Origin of the sequence: Nostoc sp. (genome assembly GCF_036919675.1) — a bacterium.
Taxonomy (GTDB): domain Bacteria; phylum Cyanobacteriota; class Cyanobacteriia; order Cyanobacteriales; family Nostocaceae; genus Nostoc.
In genome coordinates this window covers 22,410-38,817 of the sequence record NZ_JBALCP010000023.1, presented here as the reverse complement: position 1 = coordinate 38,817, position 16,408 = coordinate 22,410, and the positions used below count along the sequence as shown (strand labels likewise).

Sequence of the window (16,408 nt, the reverse complement as noted above, 5' to 3'; positions counted from 1 at the left end):
TAAATTGAGCCTTCAGGTCTATAAAAAGAAAAAAGTATACTATTATACTTTAATTGCTAATTCAATTTTAACAAAAATAAAAAAGCAGGCCCCTCTTAAAATCGGAACCTGAAAAACTATAAAGAAGATGAAATTTTATTAAAATCTTTAATGCTCAACTGCTCTGAGAAACAAAGAAGGCAACTGAAACCAAGCCGCCAACCAAAACTGTAGCGGTGATTGCTAGTAAGATATAAGTTCGCTTTTGCCCTTCCGTGGGAGGTTCTGCTTGATAAATTTTTGGTTCCCGGGCAAAATTATTCAGAAGGCCGCCTTCTTCGTTTGTATAGGGCATGAATCAACTCCTTTATCTTTATCGTTCATTTAATGTTACATAAATGCTAAATCCGCTCTGAAACTGCTAGACAAATCGTTACATTGGGCATTGAGCAATTCAATTTTGGATAATGGAATTGATGATAGCGCAGCGTAAAGCCTGCGGCATGGCAACTCTTAGAGACGCTACGCGTAGCGTCTCGTAAGAGAGCGTCTTTTAGATTAAATTTCAATCTAAAATCTAAAATCTAAAATTCTTACTCCCTAGCCCAGGTCGGCGGAAATAAACCTACCATTCAAAACAGCCAGAAAGCCCAAAATTAAAACCTTTTGACTTTTACTTCGGCTACGCCCAACTCTTAGAGAGGCTGCGCCAACGACGCCGCCCTTCGGCTACGCTCAGGCTAAACTCAGGCTAAACTCAGTACAAGTGACTTTTGTACCCAACTCTTAGAGAGGCTGCGCCAACGACTTCTCTACGAGACGCTACGCGAACGCTCAGGGTCTCGTAGAGAAGTCGAACCGTTGACTTTTGACTTCCGCCTTGCGGTACTAGTCCCCTTGTCTGCCTTGTCTGTTTATTCCCTATGCCCCATACAACTCTTGGAGAGGCTGCGCCAACGACGCCGGCTCCATCGAGCGAAGTCGAGATGCTCAGTACAAGTGCCCCATGCCTTAACTAGTAATCGTCCCAGTCAGAGGAGAACTAGGACTAGCATAATCTTTGATGGGCATCCTGCCAGCAAGGTATGCTAGACGACCGGCGACTGTTGCTAAATTCATGGCACGAGCCATTGCTGCTGGGTTTGGAGAAAGAGCGATCGCACTATTAATCAACAAAACATCTGCTCCCAATTCCATTGCCTGGGCGGCTTCTGAGGGTGAACCAATACCAGCATCTACCACCACTGGCACACCCGCATTTTCAATGATGATTTGGATATTGGCGGTTGTTTTTAGCCCTTGTCCAGAACCTATCGGCGATGCCAAAGGCATTACCGTAGCACAGCCTACTTCTTCTAAACGCTTGGCTAACATGGGGTCAGCGTTAATATAGGGCAATACTGCAAAACCTTCTTTAACTAATTGTTCTGCGGCTTGCAGCGTCCCAATTGGATCTGGGAGTAAATACTTAAGGTCAGGTATTACTTCTAACTTGACAAAGTTATTATCTTCCTGCCCTAACAATTTCGCCATTTCTCGCCCTAAACGCGCTACCCGAATCGCCTCTTCAGCAGTTTGACAACCTGCGGTATTGGGCAACATCCAGATTTTTGTCCAATCCAAGGCTTCAGCTAAACCTTCATGTCCGGGAGCCTTGGTTTGTACCCGTCGGACTGCGACGGTGACAATCTGGCAATCGCTGGCGGCGACACTTTGCTGCATTTCTTCAATGCTGCGATACTTACCAGTTCCGGTCATTAAGCGGGATTGGAAAGTTTTGCCAGCAATAATTAGTGGGGAGTCTTGAACGGGGAGTGGTGGGTGCTGTGGAGATATGGCAGGGTGATGCCCGTTGGAGAAATTGGCAGAGTGAGTCAGCATTGGGGTGGAGGTAGATGGCTGGGATTGGAAGCGCGAATAGTGAAAATCTGAAAGTATTGGGTCAGACTTTTGTTCCAAGATTAAATCGGCAATCAATGTCGCTGTTACAGGTGCAAGTAGAATCCCGTTGCGGTAATGACCAGTAGCAAGGGTTAAATTTTGACAGTAGCTGGTGCCAAGGATGGGTAACTCATCGGGGGTGGCTGGGCGAAATCCCCACCAGAATTCTTGGATGGGATAATGCTTTAATTGGGGATACAGCCGGATGGCAGCTTGTAATAATGTTTGAATGCCTTCTGGGGTGTTGTTGGGGGTGAAGCCAACAGCTTCGCTTGTTGCCCCAATAATCAGCCGATCGCGTCTTGGTACGATGTAAATATCCTGACCATATAAAACCCGCTTTAAGGGCAATTCCGACGCAAATTCTGGTATCCGCACACTCAGCATTTGTCCTTTTCTGGGTAGCACAGGTAGTGCTAACAACTCATTTGACCAAGCACCTGAAGCTAAAACATAGTGCGTGGCGCGAATTACCCCAGCATTGGTTTGCACGCCAACCACTTGTCCTTGCTGCTGTAAAAATGCTTCAACTGTAATCCCGTCTTTGAGTTTAACACCAATAGACTCAGCCGCTGTCCACAGTACTTGAGCTAGAGCTTTATTATCAACTTGTGCGTCTTCAGGATACCACCAGCCACCAACTACCTCTGCTCCCAATCCTGGCTGATATTGATGAATTGCCTCTTTGTTTAACCAGTAAGCCGGGGATGGGGGGGAAAGATTTTCCCCTCTGCTCCCCTGGTTACTAAGCGACCTGTCCTGAGCATCTCGACTTCGCTCGATGGAACCGGAGCCGTTCGCGCAGCTTCCCGTAGGGAAGGAAGTCGCAGTATGCTCCCCTGCTCCCCTGCTTTCTTCAAAAAAGGGTGTGAGGATACCGCAGGGCCGGTAGCCAGTATTTAAGCCAGTTAGTTCTTCTAGTTTGTGCGTCCAGTCGGGATACAAAGCACGCGATCGCCAACACAATGAACGCATGGCCCCATTAGGGATATTTTCCGCGTCTGGTGCCAACATCCCAGCAGCGGCATGGGTAGCGGCAGCCTGAAAGTTACGACAAAACACGGTGACGTTTGTCCCGCGCAGTTTTAGTTCAATGGCGATCGCTAAACCAATAACACCGCCACCAATAATTACAATCTCACTAGTCATCAGTCATTTATCATTAGCCATTTATCATTAGTACATAACTAATAACTCATAACTAATTAACTCATAACTTATAACTTATAACTCGTAACTAAAGACGGATCTTATCGTTACCATAAGGCTCGAATTGGTTCATTGCCTTGGTTTGCATCGCTGGATGGTGTGTTTGTGTTTGTTTCTGAACTATCTGTATTGCCGTCTGTTGTACTGTCAGAAGGTGAGCTTGAGTCATTGGAGGGATTCTGGGCAACGTTACTCCTGTTGCCAGGTCTTGGGGCTACAATACTACGCCTGTTTTGGTTTGTTTCAGTTGTTTCATTTCCTTCAGTGGCAGTTTCTTCATTCTTGCTGCCTGCACTGCTATTAACATTGATATTAGCTGGCAGAACTTTGGCTGCTTTGCCACCGGGAGCGTTAGCGGTTTGTACGCCCATAGGAAAGTTGATGCCTAGTAATGTACCAAGCAGAATGGCCAAACCTCCAGCCATTAGAATTAAGGGTGTCCATCTACCCATCTTGTTTTACTCCTTTTTAACCTTTTGGTGTCCACACTATTCGAGAACCTTGTCCCCAAAATCCATCAAACTTTGTCACTTTCACATCGCCTAAAACCTGGGTTTGACAGGCTAAACGCAAGTCTGTTGTAGGAGAATGGGGAGGAAGCGAACGCCGTGCTCGATCACGCCAATTCGCTGCTGATACTTCGCCCTCTACCTTAACCGCGCAGGTTCCACAACTGCCAATGCCTCGACAGTTTATTACCTTAGCACCGTCATTGTAGAGGTGAATACTATTTTGCAGCAAGATTTTTCGGAGATTGCTTCCCTGCTCGCAATCAATTGTTTTACCTTCAGCTAGTACCTTAGGCATTTTTAAATTGCCAAACTGGCGTTTTGTTGTATATTGACACATTGTCTCGAAAGTTGTCTCGTCGGTCTCAGTTTTATGACCACAAATTCCTCACCTCAACTTTGGCTCTATGACACTACATTACGGGATGGCACTCAGCGCGAGGGGCTATCAGTATCGATAGAAGATAAGTTACGCATTGCCAAGAGACTCGATCAACTGGGAATTCCCTTTATTGAAGGCGGTTGGCCTGGTGCCAATCCCAAGGATGTACAATTTTTCTGGCAACTCCAAGAAGATCCGTTAAAATTTGCTGAAATTGTGGCTTTTTGTTCGACTCGGCGCCCCAATACCACTGCCGCAACCGAACCGATGCTACAGGCTATTTTGGCTGCGGGGACTCGCTGGGTAACGATTTTTGGCAAGTCTTGGGATTTACATGTGACAGCCAGCCTGAAGACGACGTTAGAAGAAAATTTGGCGATGATTCGTGACACGATTGAATACCTCCGTTCTCAAGGGCGTCGCATTATTTACGATGCCGAACATTGGTTTGATGGCTACAAACACAATCCAGATTATGCTTTACAGACATTAGAGGCTGCGATCGCATCTGGTGCAGAATGGCTAGTCCTCTGTGATACCAATGGCGGCACTTTACCCCACGAAATTAGCCAAATCGTTCAAGATGTAGTCAAGGTGACTGGGGAATGGGGACTGGGGACTGGAGGCTGGGGAACTAGGAAAGATTCCCAATCCCCAATGCCCAATGACGCCACTTTCTCCACTTCGGGAGACTCCATCGCCCTTGGCGTCTCCCCTTGGGAGAAGACGGCAGTGGCTCCCCCATGCCCAATGCCCCAAATCGGAATTCACACTCATAACGATTCGGAAATGGCGGTTGCTAACGCAATTGCCGCCGTTATGGCAGGGGCAAAAATGGTACAGGGCACAATTAACGGTTACGGTGAACGTTGCGGTAATGCTAACCTCTGTTCATTAATTCCCAATTTACAACTGAAGGCGGGTTACAGTTGTATCACAGAAGACCAGCTAACACAACTTACAGAAGCTAGTCGTTTTGTTAGTGAGGTGGTCAACCTCGCGCCAGATGAACATGCTCCCTTTGTGGGACGTTCGGCTTTTGCCCACAAGGGCGGTATTCATGTATCGGCCGTGGAACGTAATCCCCTGACTTACGAACACATTCAGCCGGAACAAGTCGGGAATCATCGCCGCATTGTGATTTCTGAACAGTCTGGACTCAGCAATGTTTTAGCCAAAGCCCGCAGTTTTGGGATTGAACTCGATCAGCTAAAGGCAGAGGCCAAGCAAATTCTCCAGCGCCTCAAAGACTTGGAGAGCGAAGGATTTCAATTTGAAGCAGCAGAGGCAAGTTTTGTATTGTTGATGCACGAAGCTTTGGGAGATCGCCAACAGTTTTTTGAAATCAAAGGTTTTCAAGTCCACTGTGACTTGATTGAGGGCAAAGAAACTAGCAATGCTCTAGCTACAGTCAAAGTCGCTGTTGACGGGAAAAATATTTTGGAGGCGGCCGAAGGTAATGGTCCCGTGGCAGCTTTGGATGCGGCTCTACGCAGGGCTTTGGTGAACTTTTATCCCCAAATAGCAACCTTTGATTTGACAGATTACAAAGTCCGGATTCTCAATGGACATACGGGCACTGCGGCGAAAACTCGTGTGTTGGTAGAATCTGGTAATGGTTATCAACGCTGGACAACAGTAGGAGTTTCCACCAATATTTTGGAGGCTTCCTATCAAGCGGTAGTGGAGGGCTTGGAATACGGTTTGTTGTTGCACTCCCAAGCGGAAGCGGCGGTGAAAGCTTCTAGTTGACAAAAAGCACTATATAGTGTGTAAAACTTTACGAACCCCACCTGAAGATGAGCCACCTTCATTGATGGGGTATTAAACCCGCATCGTGTTGCCACCCGATAAGGAAATGGGGAGACAATTTCCCCTTGTCCCCCCATCCCTTGTAAAGAATTGATAAATTATCCCATCTTGTGGGGTGTTGCTCTTTAGCCCGCCCAGCTCATAGGTGGGGCGAGACGCCCATCCCACAATAAATAATTAGATATTTTTTGACTAGCTAGTCCCAAAGTATAGCATTTCATAAATGTATGACGAATTGAGCGATCTACTGATAAAGCTTGGCAAAACTTGATAACGCTAGGAAGTTGTAGAATTCTCTCCGTTAGAAATAACGTAACCTGCAATACCTTCCAAGACATATCCATTCTTGCCATTACCCAGTTCACTAAAATTAGTAGTGTACAAGTGGTCTGAAGCTGCCAAACTGTAATATCGATATAAAGGAATAGTTCCTGTGAATTGTGTAGAATATACATAACCAGCAGTACCTTCGAGTACATACCCATTGCTGGCATTACCCAGTTCACTAAAATTAGTAGTGTACAAGTGATCTGAAGCTACAGAACTGTAATATCGATATAAAGGAATAGTTGCAGAGTATTGTTGTGTGGGAATATAAGCGGCAATTCCTTCAGAGATGTATCCACCGCTACCATTTCCTAACTCATCAAAATTAGTTGTATATAAATGGTCAGAACTTGATGGATTATAATAACGATAAAATGCATATGCCGTAACTATTATACCATCAATTATTCGAGTAGTAGTATTTGGAAGAACTTGATTTTGAACAACTAAAATATTTGAGAATTTAGTTTTGCTTTCGCTAATAGTTAATTGATTAGTATTCTGGAGTTTAGAATAATTTTGTGTTGCTAAAGCTACATGGCGACTAGTTAAATTGTTCATACTAATACTTGCAATGCCAACAGCCAAGCCACCAAAAGTTTTTAAGACTTTACGCCAAGACCAATTACCAAACATAGTAGTATTTTTTTAGCCTGATATTAGAAGTCGATACATTACCATACTAATACCACACTATGCAAGAAGGCAGTGGATAGGGGGATATAAGGGCAAGAATGAATGATACTTTTAAATATGATGTACAGACGCAAAGCCTCACATCTTGCACCACTTGCTTTATGTATAAGGATTGAGGGACTTCCAGTTAAAAAAACATCCCATCGTAGGGGCACAAGGCCAAGATCCCCTACAAATGTACAAATAATTTTGGATAATTTATTTTTTGTCAGTCCCTGATCCAAAAAAAAGACCCCTGCTTTGCACCAGAGGTCTTTCCGTTTCAGAACGTTGTAAAATTCATTAGCAACGTAAAACGCTGATATGGTTAATTTAGTGGCTTCTGTGCCATGAATGCAAAAATAGCAACCCAATTGCCAATCCCATACTGACGATTATTGTTACTTCTACACCGAAAATGCGATCGCCAATATTTAGGTGCAGACCTGGAAGGCCGATACTGCGACAAAAACTTCATCCTATACAAGGTTTTAGGAGAACTTTTCCCAGCATTGGGCAACTAATTGGCTCAACCAGCGACGTTGTTGCTGATCCAGCAGTGGATCATCTGCTAGTAACTGAGCGGTTAATTCTTCCAAAGATTGACCCTGAGCACGGACAATTTTAATTACTCCAGCGATCGCAGCGGCAACTAGTTCTTCATCAATCGGCTGTTGTCGCAAGGCAAAAATTTCCTGGGGACTGTCTGGAATGGGATAATTCATGGCGTGGGTTTACAGAAATACAAAATGAACAATAAATTTGGCAAATTTTTAAAATTTCTTCACTAAATCTTTACGAAACTAATAGGGCGGAGTTTACCTTACTTTGTGCCTTCATAAAATCTGTCTTAGTAAGTAGATTGATCGGAGATGTCAGGAAACGATGAGAGAAATCCTTTATTTAGAAGTTCCAACTCCGGATATAGCAACTGTGCGTAGCTGGTTACAAACAGATTTTGAACCCGGAAATGGAGAAAAAGTGCTTACCTCAGAAGGCTTTCGCCTCAAAATCCCTACTGCAACTACAATTACTGGGGTGGCTGTTTCGGAAAACTTGCCTGCGGAACTTTCTGTATTTGTTTGGTCGGTGCAACGAACTACTTATCTAAAAGTGTTTCGTTGGACAGAACAACCTTTTCCCAAAGAGGGACAAATCCTGCAACGCCTGACCAAGGAAATCAGAAGCCGTTTTGGGCATCATTACCCAGAACCGCCAGCGATTGATTTATCACAGCAATCGATTTTTGCAGCGCTAGGCTCTGTTTACCCCCTCACCGTCAAATATTTTCAGAAAATGCCTAACGGTGAATATGACCTAACTCGTGCCTATTGGTGGGAACAACGATGGCGCGAAGGAGTACGGAATCCGCAGCAGCCGCGTCAAGTGGTGTTTTCGCAGGGGAGCAGGGGAGCAGCAGGGCATACTTCGACTGCGCTCAGTAACCAGGGGAGCAGCAGGGCAGGGGAGCAGGGGAGCAGCGGGGAAATAACCAATACCCCAATGCCCAATGCCCAGTACGATATCATCTACATCGGTGGCGCACTAGGCGCCATCCATGCAGCACTGATGGCAAAACTCGGATATAAAGTCCTGTTGGTGGAACGAATGCCCTTTGGGCGGATGAACCGAGAATGGAATATTTCTCGCGATGAGATTCAAAGCTTAGTTAACTTGGGTTTAGTCACCCCCGCTGAGTTAGAAACCATCATTGCCAGGGAATACAAAGATGGATTCAATAAGTTTTTTGATGCTAATAATCCATCCAAACTGCGATCGCCTGTTCTGCACACACCCACAGTCCTAAATTTAGGCTTAGATTCCGAAAAATGGCTCCAAATGTGTGGGCAAAAACTGCAAGCGGCAGGTGGTGAAATCTGGGATGAAACAGAATTTATCCGTGCAGATATTGATATATCACAAGTGATTCTCAAAGTCAAGCACTTACCCAGTCAGATTGAGAAGCAAGTAAGTGGACGACTGTTAATAGATGCAATGGGAACTGCCTCCCCCATCGCTTGGCAATTAAATGGTGGTCGGGCTTTTGATAGTGTATGTCCGACAGTGGGAGCGGCAATTGAGAGCGGATTTGAGCCGGGGGTGTGGGATTCCCAATATGGAGACGTTCTTTATAGTCATGGGGATATTTCGCGGGGAAGGCAGCTGATTTGGGAATTGTTTCCTGGAGCTGGGGATGAACTGACGATTTATTTATTTCATTACCATGAAGTCAATGCTGAAAATCCCGGTTCCTTGCTAGAGATGTACGAGGACTTTTTCACGATTTTGCCAGAGTATCGCAGGTGCGATATGGACAAGTTGGTATGGAAGAAGCCGACATTTGGGTATATACCGGGACATTTTAGTGTAGGGAGTAGCGATCGCACAGTTGCCTTTGATCGATTGATTGCGATCGGTGATGCGGCATCACTCCAGTCTCCCCTTGTCTTCACCGGTTTTGGTTCGCTAGTTCGTAACTTAGAGCGCTTAACAACGCTATTGGATACAGCTCTCAAACATGACTTGTTGAGTTTCCGACACTTGAACCAAATTCGCGCTTATCAAAGCAACGTTTCAGTGACTTGGCTATTTTCCAAAGGCATGATGGTGCCCACAGGGAAATTTTTACCACCCCAACGGATCAACTCCATGCTCAATACCTTTTTTGGGCTGTTAGCAGACGAACCTCTAGAGGTGGCAGATAATTTCATTAAAGATAGGTGTGATTGGTTAACCTTTAACCGCCTAGCACTCAAAGCAGCGAGGACAAATCCTGCCTTGCTTTTATGGATCTGGGAACTTGCTGGCCCAAGGGATTTGCTCAGATGGCTTGGTAGTTATTTTAACTTCGGTCGTCATGCCCTGGTTAGTGCTTTGTTGAGTCCGTGGTTCGGGCGCTTCTTGAATCGGGTAGGTTTTTGGCTGGAACCTCGGAATCCGGGATTGTGGCTGTGGCTATTAACGATTAATTATGCGATCGCCACAGGCAAACCGCGATCGCCCAGTCAGGTAGCCAAAAGTAGCCCAGAAGCCATAATTCCGAAGTCAGAAGCAAGGATTCTGAATTAGTTATTAGGCATTGGGCATTAATCACTTGACTCCTAACTCCTGTACAGACGCGATTAATCGCGTCTCGTGGCTATTGACTCTTGGGGCGAAAATTTGGTAGTTCCACAGATGCCAATGACTTACGCCCCTTGGGTGGACGCTGGGGATAAACCACTGGTGAAGGTGAATTGGTATCATTGGTGTTATCACCTGATAACTCTGGGGACAAATCAGTTGCCGACAATTCCAACTGCGTCAATTGTGAAACTTCTGACCAGTAGTCTTCAGTTTCTCGAGCAGGCGTCTCAGTATGGAATTGAGTAGAGGAAACCAGTAAATTATTGGCTCGTGAAACCACAGAATCTGTCGTCCTAGAAGTCGAGGTAGTTGCAGGAGGATTAATTTCTGCTTCCAACTGCTCCTTTTGTGGATTTTCTAGTTCTTCATCGTCTTCTAAGATTGTTGCTAAAGTCTCCCAGATCGGCGCATCACCCTGATTACTATCCACATGCGTTTTCGCAGCAGGTGGTGGTGATGCAGATGCAGGCTCAGAGGTGAAAAACATTTGAATGAGACTATCTAATTGCTGATCTAAATTTGATGAACCCGAAGTTGAAACAGCTTCCGGTGTATCTGGGGAATCGTCAATTTTTGGAGAGGGCCCAGTTTCTGCTGGTGTTGGGGTATTTTGCTTAACTGACCAGTTCCAAGAAGATGGTGTCGGAGTCGGTTCATTTCTTTGGAATGGGATTGGTGCTGAGGGTTCGCCCCAAGAATTATCTAGATTCTCAGTCAAGGATTCTGGTTCTGCTGACCAAGGTTGAATTGGCTGGGCGTTAGGAAACAAAGACCGAGCTTTTCTAGAAAATCTTCCTTGTCCGCTAGTTATGTCTTTGGGATGTTTTGCAGTATCCTCTAAGGAGTCATAACTAGGAACTGATGTATCTAAACATTTTTCTAGAGCTGCTTTAAATTGCAGGGTCTGGCGTTGTTGTCGCATCAGTCTAGTACGTAACTCCCGACAAGCATTTTCTGATTGCAATAGCTGCTGAGACTGTTCGCTGTTGTTAGTGTGTAACAACGTACATTCTCGCTCTAACTGGGCAAGACGTTGTTGACTAATTTGTAGCTGTGCTTTATGAGTATCAATAAAAATTTCCTGGCGTTGAACAGTTTGTACAGCAGTTTCTAATTGTTGAAATAGGGACTTTATCTGTTCTTGAGCCGCAGCCAATTCCTGAGTATGTTGGTTGAGCATCGACTCAGTAACGCTAGAACGCGTTTTCTGCCACTGCAAAACCTTTTCTGACTCAGCTAGGTTATCTTTTAGCTGCTCCACTTGTTCATACAAGTTATTGTTAGCCGCACGCAATTCTTCGTTCAATGCCAGCAGGTTCTCAAATTCCGAGTCAATAAGTGCTTGCTTGCCGCTTTCAGGCTCTGCAACCCAGTCCTGCTGGGTGGTATCTTTTGAAAATTGTGTATCTTCAGCTGGCATGAGGAGTGGCAGTTTTTTAACTGCCATATTGTCATTAGGCACAACTGAGTAAAAGGGACAACTCGCCTGCTCCGATTGTGGCGAATTAGCAGAATTTAAGGATTCCATCACAGCCGCCTTGTTTGAGGTGTCAGCTTCATTCATCACTTTTGACCCACCTGCTTAAAAATATTCAGCAGTGCTGGCATTAGCATTGCTTATCAACTGTGTCTAATCAGGGTTGCTCTAGAAGCTAAGTTTAACTCTCTCCAGCCACCAGCAATTAATCATCAATTGGTGTTCCCCATTTTGTATCTAGACTGATGCCGTTATAACACTATGATGCTCTCGTCCGTCAAGAAGAGGATGGGGACAAGGAGACAGGGAGACGACTTGGGGAGTAATCTTGTGCATTGGTGTCAACTTAAGGTGAAAGCCAGTCTAGAACAAGCTTTTAGAGAGCCTCAAGACTAGCGGCAGAGCCGCAATTGAAGAGCATTTCCAGCCTGTGGCTGGAAACGAGGTTTTAAAAGAGTTTTAGCTTAAGTTGACACCAATGAATCTTGTGTCCCCACCTGATTACAGTCCACGCTCATGACTAAGATGAGCGTGCTTGCTCTAAAACCCTCTTTAGTTACCGCCCTTGTCTTGAAGATGGGGGGACAATTCCCTTTGTCCTCTTCAGGTCAAGAAGAGGACAAAGGGAAATTCGGGCCGTTAACAGTCAACGGTCAACACAATGAAATATGCTTTGGTTTTTGTGGAACAGCTTAATTTTGCGTAAGTTCTGTTTTGGTCAAGGTAGCCACCGGGGATGAAATCCAGCTAAGGGGAGTTGTTCTGGTCTAATTTCCACAGTCGCAGCATCAGCGATGGGCAACAGAGGCATTAACCACAGGCTACTGGTAGCAATAACATCTCCATCATCAGTTTTCAAAGAGTTTGTGGGTAATGATGTTGTCGGGTTTGTCTGCGGTACTACTTGGTCAAATAACAAGCCCAAACCGTCGGCAGATAAACTCATTTGCACATTCCGTTGATCGGGAGGCAGTACTAGCAGTGGTTTCTGTTGCCCGGTTTTCAGATCAATTGCCACCACATAAGGCTGTTCTATGTATTGTTCCTTGGATACTAACTGTGTCAGCAAGCAATAGAGGGTGGGTGAGGCGATGTCAAATTGGCAGCTGAGAATTGAGCCTGTTGTTTTTAATAGTTGTTTCTGCACACCTTGGTTTGTCACTAAAAACAAATCTCGTGTGTAATCTGTATTAAACTTTACCATTGCTGCTTGAGAGCCATCTTTGGAGAAAGCCTGTACCAAACCAAACTGTGGCAGAAAATCTAGGGGTTTACTGGCATCACCTTGCAGTGGTAGAATTGCTGCTCCCTGTCCTTGGGCAACTGCTACGGCTTTACTATCTGGCGTGATCATAAAGTCTCCCCCCGGTTGGCTTTTCAGACGTTTAGGGGTGGGTTTTTCTGCTGAACCGTCGCTGGTTGCTGGCATAAACCATAGTCCAAAGTCGCCGGGATTAGTTTTGTTTCCCCGCTGGATGACAATAGTTTGCCCATCAGGTGATAAGTCAAATTTCAGGTTTTGATAATCTTTACTATCTAAAGTTAGGTCAACTTTGGCTCCTGGCTCTGCTTGTTGTCCAGATTTACCAGAAACGCCTGTTGTCACTGTGTACAGTTGAGCTGAAAGTAAGTCTTCGTTCTTGGTGGCGCGAGCCGAAAATAAAATTTTCTCCCCATCTGGAAACGACTCAAAGTCCATTACTATCAAGTCTTTGGGGGTAAGTATCCTTTTTTGCTCTTGGGTTAAGTTGTAAAGAACTAATCGTCCCTGTTCTTCTTGATTGGTTCCTATGTAAAGGATGACGCGATCGCGTGTGCGGAAGCTCCCAACAAAGGGCTGGATCACCCGATTTTTGCCTTCTTCCTCTGCAAACTTATCTTTCGCTCCCTCTAACTGCACTTTATAATTCGTGCCGTAGGGGGCTGGTGTCACGAGTGTATAAACCATCCGCCGCCCAGCCCAACTGAATTTACCTGCTAGGGGTGGCTCGATTTTTAAGTTATCCTCTACGGTTTTTATTTCCATTGGGCGGCTGAAGGTGAGGGTGAAGGAGTTATCTTCTGCCCCAATTTGTTGATTTTGCCAGGTAAAGTCCCGGACACGAGCAGTCACCACGTCACCTTGCAATATTATTAACCCAATCAGCACACTCAACAGTAGCATCAGTCCGATCGCTATCCGATCCAGTGGTTCGATAAATGCTTTAGATTTAGTCATTTGTCGTTAAGCATTAAGCATTGGGCGTTGGAGAAATAACTAATAACTATAAGGATTCTGTGGTTGAGGAATCTTTTTAAGAGAGGTAGCGGCAATGGTAAGTTGGCGTTTACCTGCCAGATTTTCTGTCACCATTTGTCCTTCTACTTCCAGCCAGGTGTCAGGGGAGTAAGGTTCTTGATTGTTTGGAAGTTTGACGGGTAATCCCACAGGGTAAGCATCTGCTGCACAGCAAGTTAAGACAAATCGGGCTAAGAACAAATATTCTTTTCCTATATCTGGCGGATGGATGACAAATCCCTGCACCTTGACTTTTTGTCCTGTATATGTGTCTGGCTCTGGATAGACATTGACAGTGCGTACCCAGTCTACAAGCGATCGCTCCTCTGGACGAACAGTAGCCCGAAAGGCTTGGGGTTTGACGCGTGTAGTTCCCAATAAATCAGCCGTCACACCTCTTTGGAGTGCTTTGTCACTAGCAAATACTTGCGGTGTAAAAATGAAACCCAAAATCGCTGCAATCAATAACACAGAACTGCCCCAACCAGGGGGAAATAAACTAATATGCTGGGTGTTTGGCATAACATCACGGCGACGCCGCAGCCAAAGTTCCTGCATCTTGAAAAAACCAATAATGATCAAGCTGATACCAGTTACAACCACGAACCAAATATAATTTGGATGAATCAATAGGTTCAGCTTGTTAGTTAGCCAATATCTCAACATCAAAATACCCCAAGCTGTAATTGCTAGGGCATCCAGCCAAGGGAGTAACAGATTTGAGATTTGAGATTTGGGATTTTTGCTAGCCATTAGTTATTGGGCATTGGTTATTAGCAAAGAAGAAAAGACGAATGACTAATTTTTTAAAGAACATGCAAGTTCATGAAAAGAGTTAACACAAATGTTAATTGTGCTGCTAAAGCAAATAAGTAAAAGACAGTTTTGGGTTTAAAAATGGATAACATCAAACCAATACCTTTGATGTCAATCATTGGGCCAAACACCAGAAATGCTAATAAAGAACCACTGCTAAAGGTTGAGGCAAAAGATAGGGCAAAGAAAGAATCGACTGTAGAACAAATTGACACCACTACTGCTAATATCAGCATGACCACAATCGAGCTAATAGGCCCAGCACCCAAACTGAGAATTAATTCCCGTGGGGCTAGCACTTGAATAGCAGCAGCGATCGCACTTCCTAAAATCATCACTCCGCCCAATTCCCGGAATTCTTGGATGCTATTATCTACCACTAGACGCAGTTTCTCTGCAAGGGGTTTATTGGTATTAGAAATTGGGGTAGTCGCTTCTACCAAATTAGGATCTATCCGCAGAGGTACACCTGCTTTTCCTCCTAAAATATAAGTCCCGGATTGCAAGATATTTGGTATCGCTTCTTGCTGTTGTACTTGGTAACGTTTCCCACGGCGTTTGGTTTCAGGCTGCGCGGGTGGATTAAACTTCATATACCGAGCGATCGCAGGTTGGACTATGGGATTTAAGTCCTTTTGAAAACTGAAAACAAAACCGATAATTGTGGCAATTGCTAGGGAAAATACGACTCGTAAAACGACTATTTCTGGCTGATCTCGAAATGCTGTCCAAGTTGCCCAAATTACAACTGGGTTAATTGTTGGTGCTGCTAGCAAAAAACCAATTGCCACTGGTGTGGGCACTCCCTGAATTAAGAACCGCCGCGCTACTGGTACATTCCCGCACTCACACACTGGAAATAAAAAGCCGATCATGCTGCCAACCAAAGCACCCAACAGCGGATTTTTGGGCATTTTTTCTACTAATTTGCGCTCATCAACAAAAAACAGCAGCAAACTGGAGAATAAAACCCCAAGAAGCAAAAAAGGCATCGCCTCGACTAGCAGACTTAGAAATATCGTAAAACCATTGTTCAGTTGATTCATGGGCGTCGCAGTCAAAAGCGATTTTGAGTTTTAGGGTTCTGCCTAGTCATTCTATCGAAATGGGGATCAAAAGCAGATCGGGAAAATTAAAGATCATTTAAGTAGCAAGTTGTCCGATGTTTCGAGTAGCGCTTAAGCGCTACAAACCTTTGCTTCAGACGAAATAGCAAGTTTTACCTGAGTGCATTTTCTGACGATGACCATTTCTAAGATTGTCTAAGTTCAGAAATTGTTCCAATTGTAGAGGGCAAGTAGCTGCATAGATAATTTGAAATTACCTATGTTTATACTTACAGTAATATGCTGGATAAGATATTAGCTCGGCTGTATTTTCATCAAGTATTCACAGTTCTTCAACATTTGGGGATCGCTCTTGGTTGCTACTATCATTGGTTTTGGCTAGTTCTGGGAAAATTTTATCTAAGTTTTGGTTGATTGTATACTATAAAAACTCTAAAAAGGCAAGGTCAAAGTTTAGCAAACACGGTAAATGCTTGCAATACCTCGTCCTAAGGGACACGCTGTTCGCGATCGCCAATTTCCGAAAATCTCACAAACGTAGGCAAAGCTTTAGCCACGCAGGTGGGCTGAAATCCTTACAGACTGGGGAGATAGCCTTTGTTTCTGTAGCCTCCCTTTTCTAGAGTGAGGCTATTTTGGCGTTCGCGTAGCGTGTCCTTTAGGACAAGGTGTTGATAAATTTTTAAACTTTTATAGACAAATGTAGACAATATTTGACTTGTGTACTACAAAAATGTTTCAAAAGAGTCTTTTGCTCTCATAGTTAGTAAAGCAAAGCATCTCAGTACATGGCGCAACCTTGATTTTGCG

The 16,408-nt window shown here is 44.6% G+C and carries 12 protein-coding genes; 2 read left to right on the top strand and 10 right to left on the bottom strand.

The features are described from left to right. Window positions 1-154: 154 nt before the first annotated feature. The 4 genes from psb34 to V7K49_RS02980 form a co-directional block, all read right to left on the bottom strand. Window positions 155-334 (bottom strand): photosystem II assembly protein Psb34, encoded by a 180-nt coding sequence (gene psb34 / locus V7K49_RS02995; protein ID WP_273762042.1) that lies wholly within the window; start codon window positions 332-334, stop codon window positions 155-157. A gap of 656 nt (window positions 335-990) precedes the next feature. Continuing rightward, a complete protein-coding gene (locus V7K49_RS02990) occupies window positions 991-3,069 on the bottom strand; it encodes a thiazole synthase (RefSeq protein WP_335204453.1) in 2,079 nt (692 codons plus the stop codon). A 107-nt stretch (window positions 3,070-3,176) separates the two neighbouring features. After that, window positions 3,177-3,581: a hypothetical protein gene (locus V7K49_RS02985; RefSeq protein ID WP_335204452.1), complete on the bottom strand. Its 405-nt coding sequence runs from the start codon at window positions 3,579-3,581 to the stop codon at window positions 3,177-3,179. Window positions 3,582-3,597: 16 nt separating this feature from the next. After that, the gene (locus V7K49_RS02980; RefSeq protein ID WP_322716724.1) at window positions 3,598-3,936 is read right to left on the bottom strand and encodes a 2Fe-2S iron-sulfur cluster-binding protein; all 339 of its coding nucleotides are present in this window, start codon (window positions 3,934-3,936) and stop codon (window positions 3,598-3,600) included. A 75-nt stretch (window positions 3,937-4,011) separates the two neighbouring features. On the opposite strand from V7K49_RS02980, the gene cimA reads away from it, so the two are divergent. Further along, window positions 4,012-5,772 carry a citramalate synthase gene (gene cimA, locus V7K49_RS02975; RefSeq protein ID WP_334864991.1) on the top strand — a complete coding sequence of 587 codons (1,761 nt, stop codon included), beginning with the start codon at window positions 4,012-4,014 and terminating at the stop codon, window positions 5,770-5,772. A 336-nt stretch (window positions 5,773-6,108) separates the two neighbouring features. Here cimA and V7K49_RS02970 read toward each other — a convergent pair whose 3' ends face one another. Together V7K49_RS02970 and V7K49_RS02965 are read right to left on the bottom strand one after the other, a co-directional pair. Then, on the bottom strand, window positions 6,109-6,795 hold the full coding sequence (locus tag V7K49_RS02970) for a hypothetical protein (protein WP_335204451.1): 687 nt from the start codon (window positions 6,793-6,795) through the stop codon (window positions 6,109-6,111). A 530-nt stretch (window positions 6,796-7,325) separates the two neighbouring features. Further along, the gene (locus tag V7K49_RS02965) at window positions 7,326-7,559 is read right to left on the bottom strand and encodes a hypothetical protein (RefSeq protein WP_334725854.1); all 234 of its coding nucleotides are present in this window, start codon (window positions 7,557-7,559) and stop codon (window positions 7,326-7,328) included. A gap of 160 nt (window positions 7,560-7,719) precedes the next feature. On the opposite strand from V7K49_RS02965, the gene V7K49_RS02960 reads away from it, so the two are divergent. Then, entirely contained in the window at window positions 7,720-9,903 is a 2,184-nt protein-coding gene (locus V7K49_RS02960; protein WP_335204450.1) for an NAD(P)/FAD-dependent oxidoreductase, read from the top strand. A 70-nt stretch (window positions 9,904-9,973) separates the two neighbouring features. Here V7K49_RS02960 and V7K49_RS02955 read toward each other — a convergent pair whose 3' ends face one another. From V7K49_RS02955 to V7K49_RS02940, 4 genes are all read right to left on the bottom strand, one after another. Next, the gene (locus tag V7K49_RS02955) at window positions 9,974-11,524 is read right to left on the bottom strand and encodes a hypothetical protein (protein WP_335204449.1); all 1,551 of its coding nucleotides are present in this window, start codon (window positions 11,522-11,524) and stop codon (window positions 9,974-9,976) included. Between the two features lie 631 nt (window positions 11,525-12,155). After that, entirely contained in the window at window positions 12,156-13,655 is a 1,500-nt protein-coding gene (locus V7K49_RS02950) for an Ig-like domain-containing protein (RefSeq protein ID WP_335204448.1), read from the bottom strand. A 39-nt stretch (window positions 13,656-13,694) separates the two neighbouring features. Continuing rightward, on the bottom strand, window positions 13,695-14,468 hold the full coding sequence (locus tag V7K49_RS02945) for a TIGR03943 family putative permease subunit (RefSeq protein WP_334865001.1): 774 nt from the start codon (window positions 14,466-14,468) through the stop codon (window positions 13,695-13,697). A gap of 53 nt (window positions 14,469-14,521) precedes the next feature. Beyond that, window positions 14,522-15,577: a permease gene (locus V7K49_RS02940; RefSeq protein WP_334865003.1), complete on the bottom strand. Its 1,056-nt coding sequence runs from the start codon at window positions 15,575-15,577 to the stop codon at window positions 14,522-14,524. Between the last annotated feature and the right edge of the window lie 831 nt (window positions 15,578-16,408).